Here is a 25,775-nt window from a genome sequence, read left to right on the forward strand (position 1 = left end):
GGCTTCTTTTCAGAAGCCCTTTTTATTTATCAAGGTTGCCCTCTTAATATCTCAAGCCATCCAGTAAACAGTTCTCCTGCAATCTTGGCCTTGTAGAAATATATACCATCGGGTGTTTCATCTCCTGTCCAATCATTCTGATAATCATCAGATTGATAAACAGTATTACCCCATCTGTTAGTAATTACTAATTCCACACTTTCGTCTCTAGGTTTATTTCTTATATAGAATACCTCATTCGAATCATCACCATTTGGAGTGAAAACGTTCGGAATAAATACATCTGTATTTAAAGGCACTCTCGCAACAAGTTCTAGCACACAACCCAATTCGTCAGAAACCTGTACAAGATATCTACCTGCTGGTACATCTTCATACACTTTTTCATATTGGAAGTTATCGTTCACTTCAACCTCTTCATAGTTGGTAATAAACGTTTGACCCGGAACAGCAGCTGAGTCTAACTCAATCTGTGTATAATATCCTGGTAAACCACCAGAGAAATTAAACACCTGTAATGAACCTGTAAATCTATCAGGTAATGATTGAGTAGTTTCTCCGATAAATGCAGTCAAGGTAGCTGGGACAATCAAATTATCAGGATGTCTGTAATCCATCAAACATGTGGATGTACCCTGTTCCATAATTAAAATGTATTCCTCAGTGAAATTCAAGAACAGCGGACTTTCAATTCTGAATTCATTATCCAAAGTATTCGTGAACTGAAGAGTTGCAACCACAGCATTTGTTCCGCGATCAAGGACTCTCAAGGTATAATCTTGATCATCATCTCCCATTATATCCGTCAACAGTAAATTCTTCGTACCATCTTCGTTACACTCAATGGTATAATCAAAACTTACGGCATCAGGTCCACCATCAATTTGTCCTGTTTTCTTATTAGGACAAAAGTCATTATTGGACGGATCTATTGTTACATTATAAGTACCATTCACTAAAGTATCCATCAATACTTCACCGCCACTATAGTTATTATCCTGATAGAAAATTTCGGACTCATCCTCACCATATGTAATTATCAATACATAAGGACCTGGCACTTCTATAGAGTTATCCACTTCAAAAGTAAGTATTCCATTTCTACCATTTCCTATACAACTTGGAGAGAAAACTTCCACATCAAACATCACCTGGTTTGGTGATCCGATTACAACCTCCTTGCTTCTAACACAACCAGATTCATCCATCACATGTAGCATATATCCTCCTGCACTTAGATTTTTAGTACCAGTGCTTGCAGTAATTGCATCAGATAATACTACAGGCTCATAATCTAAATCAGAAGATGGAGCTGCGCTTCCAATGCCAGGAGTTAAGGCTACTCGATAGTCACCCGTTGGATTACTTCCTCCAGTAGGAGACATATCAAATGTCACAAAACCATCACTATTCTCACAATCAGACACCGGATGAGAAACTGGTGTAAACTCGATTTGTGGATTAAGGTTATTTAATGTCACCTCTATAAACATAGGGCAGTCATCATTGATTTCCTCTCCCACTGAAATCACTGTTGTTCCTGCAGGAAGACCAAGTACTCTTCTATCTCCTCCAAGAGGGAACCATTCTCCAGGGTTAAATGAATAGAAGTAATCACCAGTTGATGAATTGGCTAAATTCTGTAGTCTAACGCTACCCACTCCTCCAAAGCAAGAAACATGTTCTTCAGATCCAGGCACTAACTCTGCTTCTACAGAGGTCAAAGTTCTAAGCTCAACAAACGATGTTGTACATACATTTCCGGCTCCATCTGAAATGGTATAGCCATAAATGCCTTCACTCAGATTACTTTCAGATATACTAATTGTATTCTGAGGACTAGCTACACTATATGAACCCAAACCAGTTCCAGTGGCAAAAGTCACCTCTAAACCGGTATTAGTTGTACCAATAATGGTAAGTTGGACAGCTCCATTATCATCAGCACAATCAGGGCGTGTGATGCTATCAATATTTCTCGAGAAGACGAAACAATCTGAAACACCACATCCGGTTGGCTGTGAAATATTAACCGATATACCACTTGAACATCCACTAACATTATCACGAACAAAGACTGTATATATACCTGGTTGATCCAATGATATTAAATCTTCATCAGTACTAGTAAAACTGTTAGGCCCAATCCAGCTATAAGTAAAGTTTCCACTTCCTCCGTTAACTGTAAGATCTATACTTCCTTCATTTCCTCCACAGGTCAAAATATCTTGTTTATCTGCAATAATTAAGGTAAAATCAACCGGATCAGATAGGCTCGCATCTACATCATCTGCACTGGTACAGCCACTGATCGTTAAAGTAATGTCATTATAATCACCTGAAGCAAGGTTAGGAATCGTCGCTGAACCTGCAGTTACTGTTACATTTAGGAACTGCTGTGGTGTGCCACTGCCATCCACATAGTCTAAGCTATAGCTGCCATCAGCTACTCCTACGAACGCTAGTTCAATAGAACCATCTGTGCCACCACATGTGCTTGGATCGGTTACGCTTACTAATGATACGCTATGAGTTACCGGATCAGAAAGGCTCGCATCTACATCATCTGCACTGGTACAGCCACTGATCGTTAAAGTAATGTCATTATAATCGCCTGAAGTCAGGTTAGGAATCGTCGCTGAACCTGCTGTTACTGTTACATTCAGGAACTGCTGTGGTGCGCCACTGCCATCCACATAATCTAAGCTATAGCTGCCATCAGCTACTCCTACGAACGCTAGTTCAATAGATCCATCTGTGCCACCGCATGTGCTTGGGTCAGTTACGCTTACTAATGATACGCTATGAGTTACCGGATCAGATAGGCTCGCGTCTACATCATCTGCACTGGTACAGCCGCTGATCGTTAAAGTAATGTCATTATAATCGCCTGAAGTCAGGTTAGGAATCGTCGCTGAACCTGCAGTTACTGTTACATTCAGGAACTGCTGTGGTGAGCCACTGCCATCCACATAGTCTAAGCTATAGCTGCCATCAGCTACTCCTACGAACGCTAATTCAATAGATCCATCTGTGCCACCACATGTGCTTGGGTCGGTTACGCTTACTAATGATACACTATGAGTTACTGGATCAGATAGGCTCGCATCTACATCATCTGCACTGGTACAGCCGCTGATCGTTAAAGTAATGTCATTATAATCACCTGAAGTCAGGTTAGGAATCGTCGCTGAACCTGCAGTTACTGTTACATTCAGGAACTGCTGTGGTGCGCCACTGCCATCCACATAGTCTAAGCTATAGCTGCCATCAGCTACTCCTACGAACGCTAGTTCAATAGATCCATCTGTGCCACCACATGTGCTTGGGTCGGTTACGCTTACTAATGATACGCTATGAGTTACCGCATCAGATAGGCTCGCATCTACATCATCTGCACTGGTACAGCCACTGATCGTTAAAGTAATGTCATTATAATCGCCTGAAGTCAGGTTAGGAATCGTCGCTGAACCTGCAGTTACTGTTACATTCAGGAACTGCTGTGGTGAGCCACTGCCATCCACATAGTCTAAGCTATAGCTGCCATCAGCTACTCCTACGAACGCTAGTTCAATAGATCCATCTATGCCACCGCATGTGCTTGGGTCGGTTACGCTTACTAATGATACGCTATGAGTTACTGGATCAGATAGGCTCGCATCTACATCATCTGCACTGGTACAGCCGCTGATCGTTAAAGTAATGTCATTATAATCGCCTGAAGTCAGGTTAGGAATCGTCGCTGAACCTGCAGTTACTGTTACATTTAGGAACTGCTGTGGTGCGCCACTGCCATCCACATAGTCTAAGCTATAGCTGCCATCAGCTACTCCTACGAACGCTAGTTCAATAGATCCATCTGTGCCACCACATGTGCTTGGGTCGGTTACGCTTACTAATGATACGCTATGAGTTACCGCATCAGATAGGCTCGCATCTACATCATCTGCACTGGTACAGCCACTGATCGTTAAAGTAATGTCATTATAATCGCCTGAAGTCAGGTTAGGAATCGTCGCTGAACCTGCAGTTACTGTTACATTCAGGAACTGCTGTGGTGCGCCACTGCCATCCACATAGTCTAAGCTATAGCTGCCATCAGCTACTCCTACGAACGCTAGTTCAATAGATCCATCTATGCCACCGCATGTGCTTGGGTCGGTTACGCTTACTAATGATACGCTATGAGTTACTGGATCAGATAGGCTCGCATCTACATCATCTGCACTGGTACAGCCGCTGATCGTTAAAGTAATGTCATTATAATCGCCTGAAGTCAGGTTAGGAATCGTCGCTGAACCTGCAGTTACTGTTACATTCAGGAACTGCTGTGGTGAGCCACTGCCATCCACATAGTCTAAGCTATAGCTGCCATCAGCTACTCCTACGAACGCTAGTTCAATAGAACCATCTATGCCACCGCATGTGCTTGGGTCGGTTACGCTTACTAATGATACGCTATGAGTTACTGGATCAGATAGGCTCGCATCTACATCATCTGCACTGGTACAGCCGCTGATCGTTAAAGTAATGTCATTATAATCGCCTGAAGTCAGGTTAGGAATCGTCGCTGAACCTGCAGTTACTGTTACATTCAGGAACTGCTGTGGTGAGCCACTGCCATCCACATAGTCTAAGCTATAGCTGCCATCAGCTACTCCTACGAACGCTAGTTCAATAGAACCATCTGTGCCACCACATGTGCTTGGATCGGTTACGCTTACTAATGATACGCTATGAGTTACCGGATCAGAAAGGCTCGCATCTACATCATCTGCACTGGTACAGCCGCTGATCGTTAAAGTAATGTCATTATAATCGCCTGAAGTCAGGTTAGGAATCGTCGCTGAACCTGCAGTTACTGTTACATTCAGGAACTGCTGTGGTGAGCCACTGCCATCCACATAGTCTAAGCTATAGCTGCCATCAGCTACTCCTACGAACGCTAGTTCAATAGAACCATCTGTGCCACCGCATGTGCTTGGGTCGGTTACGCTTACTAATGATACACTATGAGTTACTGGATCAGATAGGCTCGCATCTACATCATCTGCACTGGTACAGCCGCTGATCGTTAAAGTAATGTCATTATAATCACCTGAAGCAAGGTTAGGAATCGTCGCTGAACCTGCAGTTACTGTTACATTTAGGAACTGCTGTGGTGCGCCAATGCCATCCACATAATCTAAGCTATAGCTGCCATCAGCTACTCCTACGAACGCTAGTTCAATAGAACCATCTGTGCCACCGCATGTGCTTGGGTCGGTTACGCTTACTAATGATACGCTATGAGTTACTGGATCAGATAGGCTCGCATCTACATCATCTGCACTGGTACAGCCGCTGATCGTTAAAGTAATGTCATTATAATCGCCTGAAGTCAGGTTAGGAATCGTCGCTGAACCTGCAGTTACTGTTACATTCAGGAACTGCTGTGGTGAGCCACTGCCATCCACATAGTCTAAGCTATAGCTGCCATCAGCTACTCCTACGAACGCTAGTTCAATAGAACCATCTGTGCCACCACATGTGCTTGGATCGGTTACGCTTACTAATGATACGCTATGAGTTACCGGATCAGAAAGGCTCGCATCTACATCATCTGCACTGGTACAGCCGCTGATCGTTAAAGTAATGTCATTATAATCGCCTGAAGTCAGGTTAGGAATCGTCGCTGAACCTGCAGTTACTGTTACATTCAGGAACTGCTGTGGTGAGCCACTGCCATCCACATAGTCTAAGCTATAGCTGCCATCAGCTACTCCTACGAACGCTAGTTCAATAGAACCATCTGTGCCACCGCATGTGCTTGGGTCGGTTACGCTTACTAATGATACACTATGAGTTACTGGATCAGATAGGCTCGCATCTACATCATCTGCACTGGTACAGCCGCTGATCGTTAAAGTAATGTCATTATAATCACCTGAAGCAAGGTTAGGAATCGTCGCTGAACCTGCAGTTACTGTTACATTTAGGAACTGCTGTGGTGCGCCAATGCCATCCACATAATCTAAGCTATAGCTGCCATCAGCTACTCCTACGAACGCTAGTTCAATAGAACCATCTGTGCCACCGCATGTGCTTGGGTCGGTTACGCTTACTAATGATACGCTATGAGTTACTGGATCAGATAGGCTCGCATCTACATCATCTGCACTGGTACAGCCGCTGATCGTTAAAGTAATGTCATTATAATCGCCTGAAGTCAGGTTAGGAATCGTCGCTGAACCTGCAGTTACTGTTACATTCAGGAACTGCTGTGGTGAGCCACTGCCATCCACATAGTCTAAGCTATAGCTGCCATCAGCTACTCCTACGAACGCTAGTTCAATAGAACCATCTGTGCCACCACATGTGCTTGGATCGGTTACGCTTACTAATGATACGCTATGAGTTACCGGATCAGATAGGCTCGCATCTACATCATCTGCACTGGTACAGCCACTGATCGTTAAAGTAATGTCATTATAATCGCCTGAAGTCAGGTTAGGAATCGTCGCTGAACCTGCAGTTACTGTTACATTCAGGAACTGCTGTGGTGCGCCACTGCCATCCACATAGTCTAAGCTATAGCTGCCATCAGCTACTCCTACGAACGCTAGTTCAATAGATCCATCTGTGCCACCGCATGTGCTTGGGTCGGTTACGCTTACTAATGATACGCTATGAGTTACCGGATCAGATAGGCTCGCATCTACATCATCTGCACTGGTACAGCCGCTGATCGTTAAAGTAATGTCATTATAATCGCCTGAAGTAAGGTTAGGAATCGTCGCTGAACCTGCAGTTACTGTTACATTTAGGAACTGCTGTGGTGAGCCACTGCCATCAACATAGTCTAAGCTATAGCTGCCATCAGCTACTCCTACGAACGCTAGTTCAATAGATCCATCTGTGCCACCACATGTGCTTGGGTCGGTTACGCTTACTAACGATACGCTATGAGTTACCGGATCAGATAGGCTCGCATCTACATCATCTGCACTGGTACAGCCGCTGATCGTTAAAGTAATATCATTATAATCACCTGAAGTCAGGTTAGGAATCGTCGCTGAACCTGCAGTTACTGTTACATTCAGGAACTGCTGTGGTGAGCCACTGCCATCAACATAGTCTAAGCTATAGCTGCCATCAGCTACTCCTACGAACGCTAGTTCAATAGATCCATCTGTGCCACCACATGTGCTTGGGTCGGTTACGCTTACTAACGATACGCTATGAGTTACCGGATCAGATAGGCTCGCATCTACATCATCTGCACTGGTACAGCCGCTGATCGTTAAAGTAATGTCATTATAATCGCCTGAAGTAAGGTTAGGAATCGTCGCTGAACCTGCAGTTACTGTTACATTTAGGAACTGCTGTGGTGAGCCACTGCCATCCACATAGTCTAAGCTATAGCTGCCATCAGCTACTCCTACGAACGCTAGTTCAATAGAACCATCTGTGCCACCACATGTGCTTGGATCGGTTACGCTTACTAATGATACGCTATGAGTTACCGGATCATTTAGTGTAACGTCTACCTCGGTAGTTGATGTACATGCCCCCAAGGTTAAAATGATGTCATTATATAAACCAGCAGAAAGACCACTAATTACAGCAACATCGCTGGTAACTGAAACATTTGTAAACTGTTGAGGCGCTCCTGAGCCATCAACATAATCAAATGTATATGTCCCATCAGGAACATTATTAAAAGTAATTTCTATACTTCCATCATTCCCTCCGCATGTAGTTGGATCAGTTTGATTTGTCAAAGTGGCTAAATAAGTTATCTCAAAGTAATCAAAACTTATTCTCGACTCCCCACCTCTTTCAAAATACCTGATTTCCAAATTATGAGATCCATTTAAGCATAATGAATCCGATCTGTAAACTGTATAAGAGTGATTGGCATCTGGGTCAGCATCTCCAACATTGAATTTATTAAGTGTTTGCTGAATTCCATCTATAAAGAACATAATACCATCATCGCCACCGATATCAAAGGCGTAAGATCCGTTGGTAAATGTCTTACTCATCTTATAAGATACGCTAAAATCATCAGGATAAGAGCCACATATATTAGCTCCTGCCATTACCCCTGTATCGACATTCAAGTCAAATACATCTGATGTTTCATCATATGATGACAAGGCATTGAAGGCATCAATTTCTGTAGAGGTTATAAAACCTTGGTATTTCGAGATATCAAAATCTGGGAATGGAGGAAAAGGATTAGAGCTATCATCATATACATAGCCAATCCATGTCTCTATCCCAAAAACTGCAGGATCACCTGTAATAGCATTGATTGTTACATTTTCTACCACTGTTGCAGCTGGTGAACATCCGTTGGTGTCTTCATAACTAACTTCAACTGTGCCTGCTCCTGCTGCACCCCAATCTACACTCACATTATCATCCGTAGCAGTTCCGCCTGATACGATGGTTCCCCCTGTTACAGTCCATACATAGTTTGTCTGACCTGCTTCTGTAGTGTAGTTTACGTTTGATTCATTTTCACAAACATCAAAATCTCCTGTGATCGTTGGAGTGGGTAAGCTATTGATGGTTACACTTAATAAAGCTGAAGTAGCTGCACTACAACCATTCGCATCCTCATAGTTAACCTCTACACTTCCCGGACCTGTTGAGCCCCAGTCTACCGTTACTGTATTATCTGTGACTGTGCCACCTCCGGTGATCGTTCCGCCGATTACATTCCAACCATAATTCGTTTGACCTGCATCTGTGGTGTAAGTAGATCCTACAGCATTAGCACATACTTCTGTATCTCCTGCTAAGCTTGGTGTAGCTGGTAAAGTATTGATTGTAATATTTTCTGCAGTAGCTGATGCCGCACCACAACCATTGGCATCTTCATAATTTACTGTGACGCTACCTGAGCCAGCTGCTCCCCAATCTACACTTACAGTATTATCCGTAGCAGTTCCGCCTGATACTATTGTTCCGCCTGTTACAGTCCATACATAGTTTGTCTGACCTGCTTCTGTGGTATAGCTTACTCCTGCTTCGCTTTCACATACACTAAAGTCTCCTGTGATCGTTGGAGTGGGTAGACTATTAATTGTTACATTTTCTACTACTGTGGCAGCCGGTGAACATCCATTGATGTCTTCATAACTAATTTCTACTGTGCCTGCTCCTGCTGCACCCCAATCTACACTTACATTATCATCCGTAGCGGTTCCGCCTGATACGATCGTTCCACCTGTTACTGTCCAAACATAGTTTGTCTGACCTGCTTCTGTAGTGTAGTTTACGTTTGATTCATTTTCACAAACATCAAAATCTCCTGTGATGGTTGGAGTGGGTAAGCTATTGATGGTTACACTTAATAAAGCTGAAGTAGCTGCACTACAACCATTTGCATCCTCATAGTTAACCTCTACACTTCCCGGACCTGTTGAGCCCCAGTCTACTGTTACTGTATTATCTGTGACTGTGCCACCCCCGGTGATCGTTCCGCCGATTACATTCCATCCATAATTCGTTTGACCTGCATCTGTGGTGTAAGTAGACCCTACAGCATTAGCACATACTTCTGTATCTCCTGTTAAGCTTGGTGTAGCTGGTAAAGTATTGATTGTAATATTTTCTGCAGTAGCTGATGCTGCACCACAACCATTGGCATCTTCATAATTTACTGTGACGCTACCTGAGCCAGCTGCTCCCCAATCTACACTTACAGTATTATCCGTAGCAGTTCCGCCTGATACTATTGTTCCGCCTGTTACAGTCCATACATAGTTTGTCTGACCTGCTTCTGTGGTATAGCTTACTCCTGCTTCGCTTTCACATACACTAAAGTCTCCCGTGATTGTTGGAGTCGGTAAACTATTAATCGTTACATTTTCTACTACTGTTGCAGCCGGTGAACATCCATTGGTGTCTTCATAACTAACTTCAACTGTGCCTGCTCCTGCTGCACCCCAATCTACACTTACATTATCATCCGTAGCGGTTCCGCCTGATACGATGGTTCCGCCTGTTACAATCCATACATAGTTTGTTTGTCCTGCTTCTGTGGTGTAGTTTACGTTTGATTCATTTTCACAAACATCAAAATCTCCTGTGATCGTTGGATTGGGCAAGTTATTGATGGTTACACTTAATAAAGCTGAAGTAGCTGCACTACAACCATTTGCATCCTCATAGTTAACCTCTACACTTCCCGGACCTGTTGAGCCCCAGTCTACTGTTACTGTATTATCTGTGACTGTACCTCCTCCGGTGATAGTTCCGCCGATTACGTTCCAACCATAATTCGTTTGACCTGCATCTGTGGTGTAAGTAGACCCTACAGCATTAGCACATACTTCTGTATCTCCTGCTAAGCTTGGTGTAGCTGGTAAAGTATTGATAGTAATATTTTCTGCAGTAGCTGATGCTGCACCACAACCATTGGCATCTTCATAATTTACTGTGACGCTACCTGAGCCAGCTGCTCCCCAATCTACACTTACAGTATTATCCGTAGCAGTTCCGCCTGATACGATCGTTCCACCTGTTACAGTCCATACATAGTTTGTCTGACCTGCTTCTGTGGTATAATTTACTCCTGCTTCACTTTCACATACACTTAAGTCTCCTGTGATCGTTGGAGTTGGTAGGCTATTAATGGTTACATTTTCTACTACTGTTGCAGCTGGTGAACATCCATTGGTGTCTTCATAACTAACTTCAACTGTGCCTGCTCCTGCTGCACCCCAATCTACACTTACATTATCATCCGTAGCGGTTCCGCCTGATACGATCGTTCCGCCTGTTACAGTCCATACATAGTTTGTCTGACCTGCTTCTGTAGTGTAGTTTACGTTTGATTCATTTTCACAAACATCAAAATCTCCTGTGATCGTTGGAGTGGGTAAGCTATTGATGGTTACATTTAATAAAGCTGAAGTAGCTGCACTACAACCATTTGCATCCTCATAGTTAACCTCTACACTTCCTGGACCTGTTGAGCCCCAGTCTACTGTTACTGTATTATCTGTGACTGTGCCACCCCCGGTGATCGTTCCGCCGATTACGTTCCAACCATAATTCGTTTGACCTGCATCTGTAGTGTAAGTAGACCCTACAGGATTAGCACATATTTCTGTATCTCCTGCTAAGCTTGGCGTAGCTGGTAAAGTATTGATAGTAATATTTTCTGCAGTAGCTGATGCTGCACCACAACCATTGGCATCTTCATAATTTACTGTGACGCTACCTGAGCCAGCTGCTCCCCAATCTACACTTACAGTATTATCCGTAGCAGTTCCGCCTGATACGATCGTTCCTCCGGTTACAGTCCATACATAGTTTGTCTGACCTGCTTCTGTGGTATAGTTTACTCCTGCTTCGCTTTCACATACACTAAAGTCTCCCGTGATTGTTGGAGTCGGTAAACTATTAATCGTTACATTTTCTACTACTGTTGCAGCCGGTGAACATCCATTGGTGTCTTCATAACTAACTTCAACTGTGCCTGCTCCTGCTGCACCCCAATCTACACTTACATTATCATCCGTAGCGGTTCCGCCTGATACGATGGTTCCGCCTGTTACAATCCATACATAGTTTGTTTGTCCTGCTTCTGTGGTGTAGTTTACGTTTGATTCATTTTCACAAACATCAAAATCTCCTGTGATGGTTGGATTCGGCAGACTATTGATCGTAACACTTAAAGAAGTTGATGTACTAGCACTACACCCATTTGGATCTTCATAGTTAACTTGTACACTACCTGGCCCCGTAGCCCCCCAATCAACTGTTACATTATCATCTGTAGCTGTACCTCCCGATACAATTGCACCCCCAACTACAGTCCATACATAGTTAGACTGTCCAGCATCTGTACTGTACAATGAGCCTAATTCATTTGCACATACTTCACTTGGTCCAGATATATTAGGAACTGGTAATGGAATGACATTAGCAGTAACACTGCCGTTCATTATGACATCAGCACAATTATTATTGTGAGCTTGAACCGTCAGTATATCTCCATCTACAAAACTGCCTGTTGGAATGGTTAATGCTAAAGAATCTCCATCACCAATTCTAGTAGAACTTGGTATAGGATTTCCATTAACTAAAATAGTATATTCTACCGTTTCGGGATTAGGTGGTATTTCACTATCATTTAATATCAATGTTATACTTTGACCTTGGCAAACATCTTGAGGCGATGAGGTTGTTATATTAAAAGTAGTCGGTGAAGGATCTGACAAAGGTCCTATTACTAAGGTCTCTGAACAATTAGTACCGACATCAAAAGCCTCAACGGTATAAGTCCCTCCTACAAGACCAGAGATATCCTCTGAAGTGGAAGTAAAGCCGTTATCAGCAGTCCAAAGGTAGGTATATCCCGCACCAGAACCTCCACTTACTGATATATTGATTGAACCATTAGGAGAAATACAACTAGTATTATTCACAGGACTACCCGCATCAAGGCTTATCAATAAAGGAGATGTTACCTCCACTAAGGTAATTGGTGGAACAGTCGTAACTGTACTACCAGCGGGGTCTGTCACTTGTATAAAATAACTTCCCTCCGGCAGGGAACCATCATTAAACGCATAAGTTGATCCAACTGCAACAGAATCACCAGGTAAGAGATCTGGAGGACCAAAAATTCGTAAATAGACAGAATCACTGACGCCTGAATTACTTATAACTTCAACAAAAATGCTTCCATTATTAGCACCTTCACATGGATTAAGTTGAGTGACATTGAAGGTTATAATACCATTTGTAAAAGTCTGACCATATGATTCTATATTCGATATATAAATTAGAAAAAAGAATAACAGGCCTAGTAAATATTTTCGTTGCATATTATTCAATTTCAATTATAAACTTTTTACTACATCTTTTTGAGTCTTGCAAATAGACATTGTATTCTCCCACTGCCATATTAAACTCACTTGATAATGGATTGGGATTTAAAATTTTTTCTGGCTCAGAACTCTTATATATAAAATATTTATAAGGTTTAACTCCTCCTGACGCTTGTAACTGAAAATGCACAAGATTATCGGCTGATGAAAGCTTTTTAGTCTTTAAGGTTAGATTGCAATTGTCATTAACAATACCTGCTCTGGTAGGCATTAAACAAACCAAACTAAATAGGATCAAGATAGGTACATGCTTAAATATCATGTGTCAGATTAAATTTGTATTATATTATATATATCTAAAAAAAATAATGTAACCGGCGTTACGATGTTAAAGCTTACTAAAAATAGGGGTACATAAACCCTCAAACTTCAATCAATTATAGCTATTAAGGGTCCAATATAATTAAAGGAGTAATAATTCATAATAAAAAATCCTATTTTCCGTTACGGGAAAACAGGATTCCTTCAATTATTATACTATTTTGTAAATTTTTAGTATTTTCTATTGATGATTTCAGATAAGATTACGGCTCTTCTAGCTCCGTCTGGATCTTTTAAAGATTCTAGAATGTCACTCGCCACTGAGTTCTCTTCCTTCACTTCATCCTCAGCAAAGTATTTAGATTTGGTTCTGATATCTTCAAGATCTACCTGCTCATCCAGGGTCTTTAATTTCTTGGCTTGATTAACAGATCTCTCGTAGGTCTCTCTTATTTCATCATCAGAAGGGATTTGCTCATAACTTTCATATTCCGTTTCTACTGTCTCGAGACTTCTAGGCTCAGTAGAGGTATCCTCTCCAGTGAATTCTCGCAGTAATTCTTCAAATGATTTTGCTCCGCCTGGTCTTTGACTTGGAGTCTCTCTCTGTTGTGGTGGGGCAGATGGAGCTTTTGACCTGTTTTTGTTGGACTTTAAAAGTCGGCTTATTATTGCGATAGCAATGAATACGATGTAAATAAGTATTTCCTTATCCATAGTGTTAACAAATTTATAATAATTAATTTTAAATTTGTTGCCTTTGCTCTTTATTATCAGGAAGGGCTAACCCATTAAGTATTAAATCAAAGAGAGATACATGCAGCTTTCCAAACTGGAAATAAAAGGTTTTAAAAGTTTTGGCGACAAGGTTACGATTAATTTCGATGAGGGGATTACAGGAATTGTAGGTCCTAATGGCTGTGGTAAATCAAATATTGTAGATTCTATACGTTGGGTACTGGGAGAGCAGAGCAGTAGAACGCTACGCTCCGAGAAGATGGAAAATGTCATATTCAACGGTACCAAAAAAAGAAAACCTACACAGCTAGCCGAAGTATCTCTTACCTTTAATAATACTAAGAACTTATTACCCACAGAATATTCTCAAGTTTCGATTACCAGAAGGTATTACAGATCTGGGGAAAGTGAATACCTTTTAAATGGGGTCACCTGTAGACTTAAAGATATTACCAACCTCTTTTTAGACACTGGTATTGCATCTAACAGCTACGCCATCATTGAGTTGAAGATGGTGGATGATATTTTGAATGATAAGGATAACTCAAGGAGAGGGTTATTTGAAGAGGCCGCTGGTATTTCAAAGTTTAAGAAAAGGAAGAAAGAAACCCTAAAGAAGCTTCAAGATACTGATGCTGACCTGGAAAGAGTGGAAGATTTGCTTTTTGAGATAGATAAAAACATGAAATCTCTGGAGCGACAGGCTAAGCAAACTGAGAAATATTATCAATTAAAAGAAGAGTATAAACAATTAAGTGTTCTACTAGCCAGACTCACAATAAATAAATTCAGCGAAAACCATAAGAACATTGGTAAGAAAATAGAAGCTGAAAATGACAAAAAGTTAAGTCTAAATAAGCAAATCACAGAAAAGGAGGCCTCTTTAGAGAAAGCTAAGTCTGAAATGATCCTGAAAGAAAAGGCTCTTTCCGCAAGACAAAAGACCCTCAATGAGCATGTTAACAAGATCCGTCAGTATGAGAGTGAGAAAAAGATCAAGAATGAGCGCCTGAGATTTTTAAATGACAAATCTGATAGTTTGAAGGATCAGATAGAGCTAGATAGAAAAAGTAATGAACGGGCTAAATTTAGTCTAGAAGGACTAGGCCAGGAAAAAGGAGCCGCTGAGAAAATTCTGGCCGAAATTGAAATGAAGCTGAATGGCCTGAAAGAAGATTATGATGCTCAGAAAATTAAAACAGCCGATCTTCAGGCTCAGGTTGATGACATTCGAAAGACTCAAAAAAACAAGCAAGAAGAGGTTTATCAGCTTAAAAAGTCTGTAGAAATAAAGGAACTTCAATTAAGCTCACTTAAGCAAGAGCTTGAAAAAACTGCCAGCGACACAAATCAGCAGAGTGCTAGTTTGGTAGAATTTGATCAGAAAGTTTCATCCTTATCTGAACAGCTGAATGTAAAAAACAATCTTCAGGAAAAACTTAAAAGAGAAGAATCTGATTTACAGGCAAGGATTGAGTCCACTGAGAAGACCATTGAAGTAATTAGGGAAGAGTTAACCCAGACTAACCGTAAGCTGGATGCCAAACAAAACGAGTATAACTTAACAAAGTCATTGGTTGAAAGCCTTGAAGGTTTTCCTGAAGCTATTAAATTCCTTAAAAAGAAGGCTCAATGGAATAAAAACGCCCCTCTCCTTTCTGACATTCTTACCTGTGAAGATAAATACAGAGTAACTATTGAGAATTACCTGGAGCCATACCTTAATTATTACATCGTAGAAAAAGAGGAAGATGCGTATGAAGCTATTAATATATTAAGTGATGCTGCCAGAGGTAAAGCCAATTTCTTTATTCTAAAAGCATTTGAAAACTTCACTCCTTCAGGTACCAGTTTATATAGCAATGCTTTTCCTGCTACTGAAATCATGGAATATGATAGTAAGTACAGAAAGCTTATGGGGCATATTCTTGACAAAGTATATATTCTAGAAGGAGATTATAATAGTATTCCAAAAGATGATGACAACATATTCATCACTCAGAGCGGTAAGGTAACAAGAAGAAGATACAGTATTTCTGGTGGATCAGTAGGTTTATTTGAAGGAAAGAAAATAGGTAGAGCTAAAAACCTTGAAAAACTTGACAAGGAGATAAAACACCTCAGTAAAAAACTTAGTGAAATAGAGCAAAGCCATAGTGAAAAGCAGAAGGAACTTGAGAAGTTAAAAAGCAGCACTAAAAGGGATGACCTTGAAGAGTTAAGAGAGGAAGTAAAACTCATCAACGAAGAATACATCTCAATAAAAACCAAGCAAGAGCAGTTTAGCAAGATGCTTTCTGACGCAGATATGCGCAAGGAAGATATCATGGATAAAATTGAAGAGCTAAGAGAACAGATAGAAGAAGATAAACCAAAGGCTGAAAATGAGGAGAAATGGCAGCTTGAAAAAGAAATTCAGCTAAACCAGTCATCCACTGAACTGCATGAGCAGAGCGAGATTTTATCTCAGAAATCATCAGCTTTCAATGAACAAAACATCTTATTTCACCAGCAGGACAATAAGGTAAAAAGTCTGGAACAAGAAATTGAGTATAAGACAGATACCTTTGAAAATAGTAAACTTCGAATTGAGAAAAATCAGGTTGAGTTAAAGGAAAACGAATCCGAAATAAAACAACTCCTTGAAAAAGCAGAGACTAGTGATGATGAGCTTATTTCTATGTATGAAGAAAAAGAAAGCATAGAAACCGGTGTCAATGAGGCAGAACGAGAATACTATGATGTACGTGCTCAGATAGATGACGCTGATAAAGCAACCAGAGAGATTCAACGTAATCGAGAGAGTATTGACACTATTCTCATGGAATTACAAAACTCACTCAATGAAACAAAAATCCAGTTAAATTCTGTAAAAGAACGCCTTTCAGTAGAGTTCAATATTAAAGTTGATGAGATCATGGATGAGGCTCCTGAAGAGGAAGTGGAACCAGAAGAACTGAGGCAAAGAGTAGAAAAGATAAAAGATAAGCTTGACAAAATGGGGCCTATCAACCCAATGGCCATGGAAGCTTATCAGGAAATAAAAGAAAGAAACGATTTTATTACCACGCAAAGAGAGGATTTATTTAATGCGAAAGAATCATTACTCACTACCATTGGAGAAATAGATGCTGTAGCCAAAGAAACTTTCATCGAAGCGTACGAAAAGATCAAAGAAAACTTCGTTAAAGTATTTAGAAGTCTCTTTACTGAAGAAGATGATTGTGATTTAAGACTCAGCGACCCGGATAATCCGCTGGAATCTAGCATAGAAATTATTGCTAAACCAAAAGGTAAGAGGCCATTAACTATCAACCAGCTTTCAGGAGGAGAAAAAACTTTAACGGCTACCTCACTCCTATTCTCTATTTACCTGTTGAAGCCAGCACCATTCTGTATATTCGATGAGGTAGATGCTCCTTTAGATGACGCTAACATTGATAAGTTCAATAACATTATCAAAACCTTCTCTAAAGAGTCTCAATTTATAATTGTAACTCACAACAAAAGGACGATGGCCAGCACCGACGTTATTTATGGAATTACCATGATAGAACAAGGTGTTTCTCGAGTAATTCCGGTAGATCTACGCGAGCTTGCAGATTAGCACTCAGGGTTTTCCCTGAGAGCCTCATTCATTCTAAAATAACTGTAAAATTAATTTTTTGAACTATTCCAATATTAGTTATATTACTAAAAGTATAATCCCTTAATTTTCACACATTTACGAATAAAAAAATAATTTCAGAATTTCCCCTGATTTCTATCTGTACCTATATTTTGATATTTGTGTATCAATTTGAAATCACAAAACCAATGAAATTAAAACCACTTTATTTACTAGTATTACTTTTAATCACCACCACCAGTTTTGCTACTACAAACCCTACCGAAGAAGATCAGGAAAAAGAATAAAAAGTCATTTTATTCTGTCCATCACCAAATATCTGGAATGGTCTGAGGGCAATCATGAACTAACTTTAGGAGTAGTATCTAATAATGATGAAATGTATAATATCATGACATCATTAGCCTCCGCTAGAAAATCAAGTAAGAAAATAACTGTTAAAAATTATTCAAGTCTCTCTGAGATTGAAGGTTGTAATATTCTATTTATCACTAAAGAAGGTGGGTTAAGTGCTAACCAAATCCAGCAGTTGGACAATAAAAATTTGTTGGTCATCACTGAAGATGATGAGATTAGTAGCAGTGGATCTATTAATCTTGTAAAGGTAGATGGCAAACTGATGTTTGAAATTAACCGTGATATGGTTAACAAAACAGGCATCAAAATGGCCAGCAGATTGATGGATTTGGCCATCGTGAAATAGAATGGTATTAAAGAGGAGTCGAAAGACTTCTCTTTATATTATCACAAATAATAGCCGTAGCCATTGCCACATTAAGCGATTCAGCACTTCCATAGGCAGGTATGGTTACTCTCGAGGTTATCAGAGCCTCTACTCCTACTGAGATTCCATTGGCCTCATTACCCATTACCAGAACTCCCCCACTGTTGAACCTTACCTGATGCACATTTTCTCCATCGAGCAATGCACCATATATAGGTAATTTGAGTTCTTTTAGCTCCTCCTGTAAATTACCATAAAATACATCTACACGAGTGAATGATCCTTTTGAAGCAGAAATCACTTTAGGATTGTAGAAGTCAGCCGTTGTTTCTGATGCTATGATTTTATTAATACCATACCAATCAGCAATTCTAAGAATTGTTCCGAAATTACCAGGGTCATTAATGTCATCTAAGGCGATGACATATTCATCATTGGCAGTAATAAAAGGTTTGCTCGCCTTCATCTCCACAACTGCTATAGCCTGATTGTTTGACTTCAAAGTTCCTAAACCAGATAGCTCTTTTTCTGTTACTTGTAAAACCTCATTACCTGAAAGATCATTAGTAGAACAAAAATCTGAGGTCCCTGCGATAAGCCTTACATTAAAATCAGACTCCATGACCTCAAGAACACTTTTTCTTCCCTCTACTAAAAAGCATTGTTCTTGTTTACGGTATTTCTTTAATTGCAAGGATTTAATGAACTTCGCAGTGTTTTTGGAAATCATAAGCTACTATTTCGGTTGAGGGTATCAATACATCACATTTTAATTATGCTAGTAGGTATTCTACTTTCCGGATGTTTGGGTACCAAATATCTGAAAGAAGATGAAAAGTTACTCTACAAACAGAAAATAAAAAGTAACAGTCATGTAGATAAGGAAGACTTAGCGCAACTCTATGCCCAAAAACCTAACAGACAGCTTCCTATTGTTCCGTGGTCTCCGTATGTCTGGTTTTATTACTATGGTCTCAATAGATATGATCTGGAGCGTTATCAGACTAAGCGTGAGGTTACCAGAAACAAATTTAATGAGAAGATCAATGCCGCTAAGACTGACAACAAGGTTAAAAAGGTTGCAAGACTAGAGAGGAAAAAGCAGAAGCGAGTAGCCAAAATCAACAAGACAATTCAAGAAGGAAATATCTGGATGCGCTGGGGAGAACCCATCTCTATTTACGATTCATCCTTAACCAGGCAAACGATGGATCGTTTTGAATTGTATTTAAACTCCAAGGGGTATTTCCAGGCTAAAATAGACACTAACTATTCGGTTTCTGGTAAAAAGGTTTCAATAAAATACATCATTGAGGAAGGTGAACCCTATCTATTAGACACTATTTTTCTTACTACTACAGACAATAAGATTGGTGCACTATTAGAAAAGTATCAGGATGAATCATTTCTTCAGAAGGGAGAAAACTACGACCAAAGCAATATTACGGCAGAGAGAGAGCGAATCGATTTGCTGTTGAAGGATAACGGATACTTTGATTTCAGCAGACAATATGTTGAATTCAATATTGATACAGCTTATGGAGGCTCAAAAAAAATAGCGATTGAAACAGTAATCAATGAGCCCAAGAAAGGAGAACATAAGGTTTTTGTGATTGACTCAGTTAACTTCACTACGGATGCCAACACTGGAATGATCATAGATTCTTTAAGAAGCTCAGAAACTTACAAGGGCATCACTTTCAGGTATTATAATGATCTCTACAACTATAAAATCCTCAGCAGAAGAGTATTCATCAACAAAGATAGCGTTTACAGTAAAAGCAATACCTTTATTACCCAAAGGCAGTTGGCCAACCTTGATCATTTTAGGTTTATAAATATTAATTATGATTCTGCCAATGGTAAGTTTATTGCCAATATTTTCACCAGTCCGCTTAACAGGTACCAATGGACTAATGAAGTGGGAATAAATGTAACTCAAGGCTTTCCTGGACCGTTTTACAACGTTTCATTTAAGAAACGTAATGTTTTTAGAGGTCTTGAGATATTGGAATTGAATGGCAGGATAGGTATAGAAGGTGTAGCTCCAGCTACAGAAGTTCAAGAGGTTTACGCCAGTGTCGAAGCGGGTGCGAACGCGTCTCTTACGTTTCCTCAATTCGTTTTACCACTAAGTGCACGAGCCAAGGAACGGCTGGGTAGAGTAAACCCAAAAACAAGATTACTTGCTGGTTACACTTACACCGATCGTCCTGAATATATTCGTGAAAACATAAATGTTTCAAACTCATATTCGTGGCAGACAGAGAAGCAGACACTATTTAATTTCACCTCCACGGATATCAGCATTATTAATTCTGATCTAAGTACCAGTTTCAGAGACACTCTTCTGGTATTGGAAACTCGTGGTAATAGGCTAATCAACACTTTTCGCCCTTCATTCGTAAGTAGCATGAGTTTGAGTACTACCTGGAATTCAAATAGTTATGGAATAAACTTTGAAAACTCATCTTTCTTCAGAATATACCTGGAAAGCGGTGGCACCAGCCTTAACTTTTTAAATACTGACATTCTTGAAAACAAAGGGTTAGAGTATTACAAATATTTAAAATTCAGTATTGACCGGCGAGAGATTGACCCCATTAATGAAAATACCACCATCGCTTATCGGATAAATGCCGGGATAGCCAAACCATACAGTGAAAATAAGATCCTGCCCTATGAAAAATATTTCTTTGCAGGTGGAAGTAATGGTATCAGGGCATGGCGGCCACGTCGTTTGGGGCCGGGCTCCTTCTCTTCTATAGATTCGGTATCTAATCGGGTTACTTACAACTTTGAACAGCCTGGCGAAATATTAATTGAAGGCAGTGTGGAGCTCAGAAAAAACCTGATTGGCTTCATTGATTATGCTGCATTTGTTGATTTTGGCAATGTTTGGACCATCGAAAAGGATCCTTCCAGACCCGGTGCACAGTTTAAACCTAATCGTTTCTACAAAGAGATTGCTGTGGGTGCCGGACTTGGTTTACGATTTGATTTCTCGTTTCTGGTTCTCAGGTTAGATGCCGGACTAAAGGTGTACGATCCGGCCAGGCCTGAAGGCAAAAGATTCATCATGTCTACGGGGTATTATGATGAACCTTTTACTCCTACAGCAGCTGAAGCTGTAGTATTAAATATTGGTATTGGATATCCGTTCTAATAATTCAATAGCTTCTCAATTACTTTTGAAACCTTTTCACTGTTTGGTAGCATCTGTTTTTCGAGTTCTACATTAAGTGGGATCGCAGGTAAATTAGACGCTCCCAGTATTTGAACTGGAGCATCTAAATATTCAAAAAGGCGATTGGATATACGTCCAGCAAGTGATTCTGCAAAAGAGTTCATTAACGGCTCTTCAGTAAGAACGAACGCCCTATTATGTTTTTTTACACTTTTTTCAATGCTATCCCAATCTAATGGATTTAGAGATCTTAAATCCAGTATCTCTACCCGTCCTTCAAAATTCTTTGCTGCAGCTTTTGACCAATACACACCCATGCCATATGTGATGATGACACAAGTAGAATCATCTCCATGCTTATTAGCCTCCAACACACAATTAGCACTTCCTAATGGAATGGCGTAATCACTGTCCGGTTCAAACGTTTTTGCATCATTTGTCCCTGGCACTTTAGACCAGTATAAGCCTTTATGTTCTAGCATAATTACTGGATTGGGATCATAGAATGCTGCTTTCATTAAACCTTTCATGTCAGCGGCATTGGATGGATAAACAACCTTAATACCTCTAATATTCAATAAAGTAGATTCTATACTTCCAGAATGATAAGGGCCACCACCTCCATAAGCACCTATGGGCACTCTAATCAGCGATTGAATTGGAAACTTCCCAGCCGACAAATAGCAGCTCTTTGAAAGCTCTTCTACCAATTGATTTATTCCTGGCCAGATGTAATCAGCAAACTGAATTTCAACAATAGCCTTGGCTCCTACAGCAGACATACCCGCTGTTGAACCAATGATATAAGCCTCCTGAATTGGGGTGTTGAAAATCCTGTGATCGCCATATTTCTTCGCCAAAGTCGCTGCCTCTCTAAATACTCCTCCTAGCGTTCCACCTACATCCTGACCATAGAAAAGTGCTTCCTGGTGCTGTGATAAAATCTCATCAACTGCATGAAGAGCAGCATCCACCATCACAACTTTGGCAGAGCCTTCCGGATGTCGTTGACCCCGTTCCTCCTGAATCGCTGATTCTGCAAACTCATGAGAATCAAAATCGGTAATATCAGGATCTGGTGCGGCAATCGCTTTCTCATAATCAGCCGCTACTGCTTCTATGGCTTTCTCTTCAAGCTCTTCCAGTTCATATGAATCAAAACCATGATTCTCAAGATATGTCCTCAATTTTGGCAATGGATCACTTATAGCATGCTTCTCCAGATCCTTATCACCACGATACCATTCCTTTCTTACCCCGGAAGTATGATGACCGAGCAGCGGGCATTTAGCATGTACCAAAATAGGCCCTTTCCTCTCTCTCACATGGTTGACCGCATACTCCATCCCTAAATATGAAGATTCAAAATCCGCTCCGTCTACTCGTATTCGTTCTAAACCTTTAAAGCCTCCAGCAAATTCATAGGCGTCCATATTCCTCATTTCCTGACCGGTAGCTGATATGCCCCAATCATTATCTTGTACCAGATAAATGATGGGTAATTCCTTCAGTACCGCCATTTGAAGGGCTTCAGAAACTTCTCCCTCAGTAACTGAACCATCTCCCAATGAGCATAGCACTATCGGAGCTTTTCCTTTAATCTCTCCTCCCGTTTCTAAATACTTAATCCCCTGAGCCATACCAGTGGAAGGAATGGCTTGCATTCCGGTGGCCGAGCTTTGATGAGGAATGGTAGGAAAACCTTCTCTCTTAAGTGATGGATGAGAATAATATGTTCGGCCTGCTGAAAACGGGTCATCAGCTTTGGCCATCAATTGGAGCATTAATTCATAAGGCTCTAAACCAATACCGAGCAAAATAGACTCATCGCGATAATATAATGAAGCATAATCAATGTCAGTAAGATGAAAGCCGGCTGCCAACTGAATGGCTTCATGACCACGAGAGGTACTATGCACATATTTGCTGCATACCTCTCTGTTTTCGTCATAGGTTTCGGCCATTCTTTTCGCCACGCACATGAGGTAATACGCTTTTAAAAGAATGTCCTTCTCTACTTTCAACTTCTTTCCTTTCTTCTCAACTTTTGTAGTAGGCATATGATGGGTTTTAAATATTCCACGAGACCAAACTAACGATCGTTCGTAGTATTGCGAATTTACAAAATTCACAAAAAAGATCCCTTCAAATAATAAATTTTACAATAATGGTTTTTAATAAGGCCGCCTTCTTATCAATCAACTAATTATTCAATAGTTTTGCCGCATGAGCATTACAAAAGAAGACATCTCTCAGTGGTTCAAGAGTTTACAGGATGACATATGTCAGCAACTGGAAAATGCTGATGAAAAAGCCAATTTTCAGGAAGATCCCTGGGAGCGTCCTGGCGGCGGCGGCGGGCGCACCAGAGTAATTTCTGATGGTAATGTTCTTGAAAAAGGCGGTGTAAATTTCTCAGCGGTTAATGGAAAGACTCCTGTTAATATTCTTCAAGCTTTAGAACTGGAAGAGGCTGACTTTTTTGCTACAGGTGTTTCTATTGTTTTGCATCCCAATAACCCATGGGTACCTATCATCCATATGAATGTGAGGTATTTCGAAATGAGTAACGGCATCTGGTGGTTTGGTGGTGGCATAGACCTTACACCGCATTATGTGAATAAAGATGAAGCATCGTTTTTCCACAATTCACTTAAAAACATCTGCGACAATCATCATGCTGATTATTATAAGAGATTTAAAACTTGGGCCGATGAATATTTTTACATCAAGCACAGAAAAGAGACCCGTGGTATCGGAGGCATCTTTTTCGATCGATTAGGAGCCCAGGAGGGATCTAAAGAGGACTTATTCAACTTCGTTAAAGAAGTGGGTAAAGGCTTTGCGCCGATTTATACTCGCTTCATGAAAGACAATAAGTCCCGAGAATTCTCTCAAAACGAGAAAAATTGGCAAATGCTTCGTCGAGGTCGTTATGTCGAATTTAATTTAGTTTGGGATAAAGGCACAAAATTCGGCTTAGACACTGATGGCAGAACAGAATCCATTCTCATGAGCTTACCACCTCAGGCCAATTGGGTATATGATTATAATCCTGAAGAAAATAGTAAAGAGAGTGAAACGCTGAGTCTCCTGAAAAAGGATATTGATTGGGTAAAAGATAACTAAACCCTATTTTCGAGCCGAAAACTCCTAGAAACATGATTGAATGGTTAATAAAAATTGACGAACAGCTTTTCTTTTTCTTAAATGGCCTACACCAGGATTGGTTAGATCAAATCATGTTCTGGATATCAGATAAGTATGTTTGGTTTCCCTTTTATGCCATTCTCGCCGGATTTATAATTAAAAAATACAAATGGAGAGCTATTATTTGGTTGGTGGGTTTAGGCCTTGCCATAGGCGCTGCTGATTACATTTGCTCTGGAGTAATGAAACCCTATTTCGCTAGATATAGACCCTCCCGAAACCCAGATTTCGACGGAATGGTGTATATTATCAATGAATACACGGGTGGCAAATATGGCTTTGCCTCATCACATTCAGGTAATGCTTTTGCATTAGCCTCATTCATATTCTTCCTTTTCAAAAATGAATACAAATGGGCCTGGCTCTTTTTTCTATGGGCTGCTATAGTGGCTTACAGTAGAATTTACCTAGGCGTTCACTACCCTGGAGATATCACCATAGGTGGGCTTATTGGACTCTCCAGTGGCTATCTATTTCACAAGCTTGCCAACTGGGTTGATAAAAATAAATTTAAATCTGCCCAGACTTAGCTAATAGTTTCTGAACATACTTACCTATAATATCAAATTCCAAATTCACTTTACTTCCCACTAACAGGTCTTTCATATTGGTATGCTCGTAAGTATATGGAATAATGGCTACGCTGAAGCTATTATCAGTAGAATTAAAACAAGTTAAACTAATTCCGTTAAGGGTAATCGACCCTTTTTCTACCGTGAAATGCTCTTTAGAAATATCATGCTTAATTGTAAATAACCAGCTACCATCTTCTTCCTGAACGCTCACTACCTCTCCGGTCATATCTACGTGGCCCTGAACAATATGACCATCAAAACGTCCATTGTTCACCATGCACCTCTCCAGATTTACAATCTGCCCTGGTTTTAGATTACCCAGGCTGGTTTTGATCATAGTCTCATGAATGGCTGTAACAAAGTGGGTATCTCCTGCAACTTTAGTCACCGTTAAACAAACACCATTATGTGACACACTTTGATCTACTTTCAGCTCTGAAGAGATACTGCTTTCAATTTCAAAATGTCTATTCTCGCCCTCTGTCTGAATAGATTTAACCGTTCCTAAACATTCTATAATACCAGTAAACATATTCGCTAATTTTTAGATCGTAAT

Annotated in this window: 11 protein-coding genes; 5 read left to right on the plus strand and 6 right to left on the minus strand. The window is 40.4% G+C overall.

Translation table 11 applies throughout. The features are described 5' to 3' along the window. Window positions 1–29: 29 nt before the first annotated feature. From LVD16_RS21475 to LVD16_RS21485, 3 genes are all read right to left on the minus strand, one after another. Complete coding sequence (locus tag LVD16_RS21475) at window positions 30–12,833, minus strand: PKD-like domain-containing protein (RefSeq protein WP_233770346.1); 12,804 nt, start codon at window positions 12,831–12,833, stop codon at window positions 30–32. Between the two features lies 1 nt (window position 12,834). Further along, window positions 12,835–13,107 carry a hypothetical protein gene (locus tag LVD16_RS21480; protein ID WP_233770347.1) on the minus strand — a complete coding sequence of 91 codons (273 nt, stop codon included), beginning with the start codon at window positions 13,105–13,107 and terminating at the stop codon, window positions 12,835–12,837. 281 nt (window positions 13,108–13,388) lie between these two features. After that, complete coding sequence (locus LVD16_RS21485) at window positions 13,389–13,874, minus strand: hypothetical protein (protein WP_233770348.1); 486 nt, start codon at window positions 13,872–13,874, stop codon at window positions 13,389–13,391. Between the two features lie 100 nt (window positions 13,875–13,974). Here LVD16_RS21485 and smc point away from each other — a divergent pair, with 100 nt between their 5' ends. Next, window positions 13,975–17,502 (plus strand): chromosome segregation protein SMC, encoded by a 3,528-nt coding sequence (gene smc / locus LVD16_RS21490; RefSeq protein ID WP_233770349.1) that lies wholly within the window; start codon window positions 13,975–13,977, stop codon window positions 17,500–17,502. Window positions 17,503–17,842: 340 nt separating this feature from the next. Continuing rightward, a complete protein-coding gene (locus LVD16_RS21495) occupies window positions 17,843–18,226 on the plus strand; it encodes a YfiR family protein (RefSeq protein ID WP_233774614.1) in 384 nt (127 codons plus the stop codon). A gap of 7 nt (window positions 18,227–18,233) precedes the next feature. Here the strand turns inward: LVD16_RS21495 and LVD16_RS21500 are convergent, their stop codons facing one another. Further along, window positions 18,234–18,977 (minus strand): RNA methyltransferase, encoded by a 744-nt coding sequence (locus LVD16_RS21500; protein WP_233770350.1) that lies wholly within the window; start codon window positions 18,975–18,977, stop codon window positions 18,234–18,236. A gap of 45 nt (window positions 18,978–19,022) precedes the next feature. Between LVD16_RS21500 and tamL the strand changes: the two genes are divergently transcribed. Then, window positions 19,023–21,413: a translocation and assembly module lipoprotein TamL gene (gene tamL, locus LVD16_RS21505; RefSeq protein ID WP_233770351.1), complete on the plus strand. Its 2,391-nt coding sequence runs from the start codon at window positions 19,023–19,025 to the stop codon at window positions 21,411–21,413. Here the strand turns inward: tamL and LVD16_RS21510 are convergent. Beyond that, entirely contained in the window at window positions 21,410–23,494 is a 2,085-nt protein-coding gene (locus LVD16_RS21510; RefSeq protein ID WP_233770352.1) for an alpha-ketoacid dehydrogenase subunit alpha/beta, read from the minus strand. The genes tamL and LVD16_RS21510 overlap by 4 nt on opposite strands. Before the next feature lie 166 nt (window positions 23,495–23,660). Between LVD16_RS21510 and hemF the strand changes: the two genes are divergently transcribed. Further along, window positions 23,661–24,563, plus strand: coding sequence for an oxygen-dependent coproporphyrinogen oxidase (gene hemF, locus LVD16_RS21515; RefSeq protein ID WP_233770353.1), 903 nt, complete (start codon window positions 23,661–23,663; stop codon window positions 24,561–24,563). A 32-nt stretch (window positions 24,564–24,595) separates the two neighbouring features. Beyond that, window positions 24,596–25,174, plus strand: coding sequence for a phosphatase PAP2 family protein (locus tag LVD16_RS21520; RefSeq protein ID WP_233770354.1), 579 nt, complete (start codon window positions 24,596–24,598; stop codon window positions 25,172–25,174). Here LVD16_RS21520 and LVD16_RS21525 read toward each other — a convergent pair. Then, window positions 25,155–25,751, minus strand: coding sequence for a riboflavin synthase (locus LVD16_RS21525; RefSeq protein ID WP_233770356.1), 597 nt, complete (start codon window positions 25,749–25,751; stop codon window positions 25,155–25,157). The two genes, LVD16_RS21520 and LVD16_RS21525, sit on opposite strands and share 20 nt — an antisense overlap. Window positions 25,752–25,775: the final 24 nt, after the last annotated feature.

It is taken from the genome of Fulvivirga ligni (assembly GCF_021389935.1).
Taxonomy (GTDB): Bacteria; Bacteroidota; Bacteroidia; order Cytophagales; family Cyclobacteriaceae; genus Fulvivirga; species Fulvivirga ligni.